General features: G+C 46.8%; 6 protein-coding genes. 1 reads left to right on the forward strand and 5 read right to left on the reverse strand.

Features of this window, described 5'->3' with window-relative positions:
- Window positions 1-2,051 (forward strand): HEAT repeat domain-containing protein (locus tag ACWA6V_RS14585; protein WP_449523177.1); only part of this gene is annotated, 2,051 nt, incomplete at its 5' end.
- 93 nt (window positions 2,052-2,144) lie between these two features.
- On the opposite strand, the gene ACWA6V_RS14590 is transcribed toward ACWA6V_RS14585, so the two are convergent.
- The 5 genes from ACWA6V_RS14590 to ACWA6V_RS14610 all read right to left on the reverse strand — a co-directional run.
- Entirely contained in the window at window positions 2,145-2,444 is a 300-nt protein-coding gene (locus ACWA6V_RS14590) for a c-type cytochrome (protein WP_449523178.1), read from the reverse strand.
- Window positions 2,445-2,510: 66 nt separating this feature from the next.
- Window positions 2,511-3,236 (reverse strand): 3-keto-disaccharide hydrolase, encoded by a 726-nt coding sequence (locus ACWA6V_RS14595; protein ID WP_449523179.1) that lies wholly within the window; start codon window positions 3,234-3,236, stop codon window positions 2,511-2,513.
- Window positions 3,237-3,481: 245 nt separating this feature from the next.
- Window positions 3,482-4,777 (reverse strand): DASH family cryptochrome, encoded by a 1,296-nt coding sequence (locus ACWA6V_RS14600; protein ID WP_449523180.1) that lies wholly within the window; start codon window positions 4,775-4,777, stop codon window positions 3,482-3,484.
- Between the two features lie 435 nt (window positions 4,778-5,212).
- Window positions 5,213-6,121, reverse strand: a complete 909-nt coding sequence (locus ACWA6V_RS14605) for a hypothetical protein (RefSeq protein ID WP_449523181.1) — start codon at window positions 6,119-6,121, stop codon at window positions 5,213-5,215.
- On the reverse strand, window positions 6,118-7,048 hold a 931-nt coding region (locus tag ACWA6V_RS14610; protein WP_449523182.1), incomplete at its 5' end, for a hypothetical protein. The genes ACWA6V_RS14610 and ACWA6V_RS14605, both read right to left, overlap by 4 nt.

The following is a 7,048-nucleotide window of genomic DNA, read 5'->3' on the forward strand; positions in this document are numbered from 1 at the left end:
GCGATTGGATTGAAGGCTGGGGTTTAAAACAAAAAGGCCGTGTGTGGAAATTGGATACGCCCGATACAGCTGGCAATGCGATCCGCACAGAAACCAAAACATTACTGGCTGCTGATCTGCGCAAAGAGCCCACCGAAAAATTGGTCGAGCTGTTAAACCATGTGGACATGCGTGTACGCCAAAAAGCGCAATTCGCATTGGTGGAAAACCAACAATTAAAGCCTTTGCAAAACATCGCCATTTCATCGAGCAACCAACTCGCACGTATCCATGCTATCTGGGGCCTGGGGCAAATCCTGCGTAAGAATCCGGCTGAGCAGGCGGTATTAATCAATCTACTGCAAGACGCCGATTCTGAAATTCGCGCGCAAGCGGCCAAGGTTTTAGGCGATGCCAATACCACAGCAGCGACAGAAAAATTATTGCCACTGCTTGCCGATAAAAATCCGCGTGCGCAACTCTATGCCGCACAAGCCTTGGGGCGCATCCGCGCTGAATCAGCCATAGTACCTCTGGTTGCAATGCTGGAAGCCAACAATGAACAAGATGTGTATTTGCGTCACGCGGGTGCTATCGCACTGGGACGTATTGGCAATCAGGAAGCATTAAGTAGACTCGCAACACATCCATCAGAGGCCGTGCGGATCGCCGCAGTGGTTGCATTAAAACAAATGGAAAGCCCTGCCCTTGCATTATTTTTGAATGATAAAAGCGAATTTGTTGTCACCAATGCTGCACGCGCAATCAACGATGATAATTTAGTGGTAGAGGCACTGCCGGCCTTGGCAAAATTAATTGAGCAACCCGTGTTTACCAATGAGCCTTTATTGCGCCGCGCCATTAACGCTAACGTGTATGCCGGGGGCAACAGCGCAGAAAATGCCAACCGCCTGATCCAATTTGCACAACAAAAAAATATCGCGGGAAAGTTGCGCGCAGAAGCAATTCAAGCAGTATCGGTATGGGCAGAGTCATCTAACTACGACCGTGTTACTGGAATGTATCGCGGCCCACTCAACCGTCCGAAGGCAGAAGCTATTGCAGCGATTGGTGGCGGCTACAGCACATTATTGGCCGATCAGGACAGCAGTGTGCGTGAGGCAACGGTTAAAGCACTGGGCGAATTAAACATCCAGAATGCCAAAGACCAGCTGGTTGAATTACTCAAACATAATTCATCAGATGGTGTGCGTATCGCCGCGCTGCATACACTCAAAAAATTTAACCCTGCCAATATCGGCGACCTGGTTTTTATCGCATTGAAAGATAAATCCCAATCGGTACGTATGAAAGCCCTTGCACTGGTTCCTGAATTAGATCTGCCCGTCCCACAAGTGGTGGAAATGCACAGCGTCTTACTCAAAAATGGCACTACTGGTGAACAACAAGCCGCACTGCTGTCACTTGCGAATGTAAAAGCACCGGAAGCAGAAGCCGTATTCGCCGAGCAAATGGCGCTTTTGATCGATGGAAAAATTGCACCGGAAGTGCAGCTGGAATTAATTACCGCCGTTGAAAAAATTGGCACACCGGAATTTAAACAACTGCTGGCAACTTACGAAAGTAAAAAAGATAAAAACAACCCGCTCGATGTTTACCGCGAATCAATTTACGGTGGCAATCCAGATGAGGGTGTAAAACTCTTTCGTTACAGCAATTCAACCCAGTGTGTGCGCTGCCATATGGTAGGTACGCGCGGCAATAAAGTGGGGCCTGATTTAACCACTATCGCTACTCGTATTGCACCCGAACAAATGCTGGAAGCACTGGTTGCACCCGCCGCTCGAATTGCTCCCGGTTTTGGCCGTGCCACTGCGGTATTAAAAACAGGTGAACGTATTGAAGGTTCGTTCGATGCTGAAACAAAAACCGATGTGACGATTACAGCAAATAACGCAGTAAAAACTATTGCGCGCACAGAAATTGAAAAACTCGAATTCGGTGGTATTTCACCTATGCCACCAATGGGCTTGGGGTTGACCAAAGCGGAGTTGCGCGATTTGGTTGCCTATCTCTCGACCTTAAAAGAAGAAGTACACGAGGGGCATTGATCTACATCGATAGAATTTTACGCCCTGAACTTTATTTCACGTAAAAAAATAAACCCGCTCATTGGCGGGTTTATTATTGAATTTGGCAAAAGACTACTTCGACATTTTTTCCAGCAGCTTTTGAAATTCTTCGTCTGTGCAATCCATACAGGTTCCTTTTGGCGGCATAGCGTTGAATCCCTCTTTGATATGCTTCATCAACACATCATTACCTTTCTCCAAACGTGGCGCCCAAGCGGCTACATCACCCGTTTTGGGCGCTCCCATCAGGCCACCGTCGTGGCAGAGTTTGCAAGATTTTTCGTACTTGGCATTAATTGCAGCGTCATCGGCAACGGATGCGCAGGAGGCAAATACCAGTGCTAACAGGGCTGCAGAAGTATATTTCATCATTTATGTTCCTCTTTGCTATCACGGTTCCCCTGTGCGGGGAGTTAATTGTTTTAGTGTAGATCAAATTTAGTATTGGCAAGCTTTGTGATTATCTTTCACAAAGTAACTTTTATAATTTTTCGCTTTTTTATCCATACAACCTTCCAAATTTAACAGCCGCACTTTGCGGAAATCAGTTGGATGGCTCTCAGCTTGCAAAGCGATAAAACCACTGCCGTTGGGTGTGCGGTCATCCCATTGTAAACCGGTGTACTCCAATACTTTTTTGCCATTGATAAAGTGCTCGGCTTTTTCACTGCCGTGCACAATTAATTCTGCTGTGACCCATTGGTCACCATGAAAAGTATCGCTGCTGGAATTAATAATATGGTCTTCAGTAAATTTTCCGTTGAATACGACATGTGTACCCGGGGTGCAAAGGTTGCCGGTTGTGCGCGCGTCTTTGCCATTACCACCCAATAATTGGTACTCCATGCTGCCCGGAAAATCCTGTTCCACTGCCATGGTTTTAGGATCTTGCGTGTGGTACATAATGCCGTTGTTGCGCAATGCCCATGCTGGCCCCCCTTTCACTTGCTCTCCCACAAAGCGATATTCCACCTGGATTTTGTAATGGGAAAACGGCCCGCCGTTGTAAAAAATATGGCCGAAACGTTCTTTAAACTCGGTGTACTCATCGTAGCGCGCTTGCAGAATACCGTCGCTAACACGAAACGTATTAAATGCGTTTTCACCTAGAGGAAAGCCGCGAATCTTGATCGTCCAGTTGCTCAGGTCTTTACCATTAAACAAATCAACCCATTCCTCTTGGTCCGGATTCGTAGCAGTTGTTGAAGCTGGGGCGGACGCTACATGGGCTGCGGAGCTAAAAAGAAGCGACGCTATAACAGTCGTCAGGGACATGCGCAGGTTAGTCATAGGTACATCATCCTGTTATTAGTGTTTATCCAGCAAATCTAACTCAATTATCAGATAAATAACAAGGAATTTACAAAACCAAACCCTGGTCGCCCTATTGCTGACAACCACCGCAGTAGCTAGATGTCGGCTATCCAGCGCTCGATAAAAATTGACTCGGGGTCGTAAGTCTGCCGCTGCTTTTCAATATTAAAATGCCGTCGTCCACGCGGATCTGTGCCCACTCCGGCAAGGTACTGCCAATTCCCCCAATTGGCAGCTACGTCATAATCAATAAGTTGCTGTTCAAACCAAGCGGCGCCGTAGCGCCAATCAATACCCAATTCATTAATCAAATAGCTAGCGACAATCTGGCGGCCGCGATTCGACATCCAGCCGGTGTGAAGTAGCTGCCGCATAAACGCATTCACAAAATCACTGGCGGTATTACCGTAACACCAGGCAGTAAACTCGGCGGAATAAAAACTCAACAGGGGATTTTTATGTTGTATGCCGCGCAGCGCAAACATTTTTTTGCCGTAACGAAATGCGAGCCATTGAAAGTATTCACGCCAAATCAATTCAAAATACAGCCAGTAAGTGGAGTCATTGGCTTGGTATTCATGTTCATACTGGTGAATAGCCTCGGCAACCTGCCGCGCAGAAATGCAACCCAAGGCTAACCAGGGCGATAACTTGGATGAAAAATCCCAGCCATCAAGTTGATTGCGCGTCTCTTTGTAGGATGCAATGTTGTGTGAACCTTCCAAATAATATTGTAATTGTTCAACACCTGCCTTGGTGCCGCCCGAAAAAGCCAAAGCCTGTGAATGTGCTGGATAGGCCATACGCTGCGCTGACAAAATCGCACACCACTTATCCAACACACAGACTGAATCATCGACCATCACACTGTGACGCAAACGCTGGGGAGCAGGGAGTGCCCGGCTTAGTGGCTGATGCTCTACCCGTTTGCGGAACTGTGAAAAAATATCGGGCAGATCCTGTAAATCAAAAGGTAATTCGGCGCGATCAAACAGCGTAAAATTTTCACTGGACTTGACTGGAATATCGAGCCTGTTTTGTAGGCGAACGACATCATCGCACTCATCACTGCCGGGGTGCAGCCCAACGCCAACTATTCCTACGTCCAATTTCTCCGCCAAACTAGAAAGCTCGTGTGCAGGGTCGCCATCGAGCACGATCAATTCACTACCGCAGGCGCGCAACTGGGAACGCAGATCAGCAAGTGATTCAAGCAAAAACCTCAAACGATAAGACTCTATGCCTTTGCTTTGATAACGCCCCGGCACAAACCAGCGTTTGGGCAATACAAACACACCCACCACAGAGCCGCAGGAGGCAACCAATTGCGCCCAACCGGGGTTATCAGCCAACCGAAGATCGTACCTGAACCAATAAATTGCTTTTTTCATTTGTGAATATCCCAGGAAACAGTTGTTCAGCAATACGATCTAAGGGGACTTTTGTATCATTCAGCATCAGGCTTGTTGTTAGTGAAAGTACAAGCAGAATTCCTTTTATGAAAATCTAATCTAGCAAACCCGACTTACTGGATTGGAGCTTTTGCGAGCCTACGCGATACTTAAAACGGTGCCTGCGGAGCAGGTAAAAATGTGTGATTCCCACACGGAGATTTCAACTTACAATGAGGTAGAAGATGGATTTGATTAAGAAAGACATTGAATTGATTCGTGAAGTCAGATGCCTGTGTCTGAAACACGATTTTGAAACTGCTGTGGCAGTCGCACAAACAGTTACTGATATTCAAACGCGCGATACCCTCTTGTTTATATGTCGATCGTTTAAGACCGCACAGATAAATGTACGAGCCGCCTAAGCTCTCGGAGTCAAAGGACTGACCAACTATCCCCATAAAGCGCATCGTAACTTTCTTCTTTAACAATCTCACAGCCGACACTTTTCAAAAATATTGTTTGTCCTTGTGATAAATCTCGCCCTGCATGAACATACCAGGCTTTTTTGGCGCGCTCGGGGAAAGTTTTAAAATACTTGGCGCGCTCGATCAGTAACCAGCGCAAAAATATTTCAGAAGTATCCAATCCCAAACCGATAAACAACAAGTCGTTATTAAAAACAATATGCAACCAGGTGTTGTGGCCATTCCATTTGCCATGGTTGGCATCGGCAAATAAACGCCCCTCACCGCCCTTATGGATTAATGTGCGCGCACGCTCCACAGAACCCATGTAGTGACTTAAGCCCAAACGGATACTGCGCGAATAGCGCTTAATTCCGTTGACATGCCAAATCCCAAATTCCTGCGCAGGGTTTTTAATTTCCCCGGCCGCAAAATAACTGGCCCAGGGATAAAAATCCGTAAAGCGCACAGCGTCGGTATGGTGTAATTCCAATGCTGCACAATCCGATAAGGTCTCATCAAAGTTAGTCGTCAACACCGGGGCTGAATGGTGTTTAGCCCAGTCCATCATTGTCTGGTGATGCGCTTTTGCATTCCAGCCGACAAGAAAATCGCAAAATTCTTTTTGCAGGTTTTTGGTTTTGGAGGTACTACTTAAATCCAGCGCATCATAAAATTCAGTGAGTGATATTCCGAGCGGAATATCCTTTGGGTCATCGTCGGTATGTTTGACCCATAAATCTAACAACATTGCATCCCACGAATTCAGGCCACTGTCACTATTGTAACGATTGATGCCATTGCCGATGATCAAGGCAAGTTCATCAGCATGTGCAGTTAAAATTGTTTTTAGGCAAATCTGTTTTGCTGCGATCAATTGCAATCCTCCCACACAAAATTCCCAGCAGTATTTTGCACCAGTATTCTCTGCGCTAATTTTTCACCCTTGCGATAACAATCCCGTGTGAGTATCACGCTACCGAGCGGCAAACCCAATCGCCACTCCAGCCCGCGCACACCCAAGGCGGCAAACTGGTGTTCATTAGTAACACTGACCAATAAGGGCGAGACAATCATCTCTTGTTGCAATGTTTCTATTTGCCGCTCCGCCCAAAAGGCGCGGTCAATTACTGCAGGATAATCTGCCGAGCGTGTACCCTGCACTGCTATTAACGATGAAAAACCTATCAATAACAAACCAATCTTAATTTGATTAGTCATCACCAGCGCGCGCGCAACCAACAGCAAGGGAAATATTACCGCCACAGCGGCATAATATTCATAAGATTGGTTAGCCAGTAAAAAATAGGGGCCGTAAGCGATAATTAAAAAAGCCAAACCTGCGAGCCATTGCACAATGGTGAGTGAAGGTTTTAACGCGCGAATACTTAGCCAATACACAATAGCCATAGGGATAAAACAGGCAGCCGCCCATGCAACCCCCAGCAAGTATCGCTCCATCACGATCATACGCAAGGCTTCGCGCGGCACATTAAAAATCCACGCAGAATAACTCAGGGTGTTAATCACCAGATTCTCGCCCAGCGTCAAACCATAAGCGGAATGGCGGTTGGGCGTGAACTCTTTATAGAAATGCAACCACACCAAACACAACACTACACACACCAACAAAACAACTACATCCGCTCTTTGGTAGCTTTGTTTGTCGCGCAAAAATATCGCAAGCACGACCACCAGCGCTGGAATTAAAATCGCCAACTCTTTACTAAACAATGCCAGCAATTGCAGCACGGGGAGCATCAGTACAGCCAGCCAGCGAACCCTGCCCCTAAAGCGCGGCAAT

It is taken from the genome of Cellvibrio sp. (genome assembly GCF_053579595.1).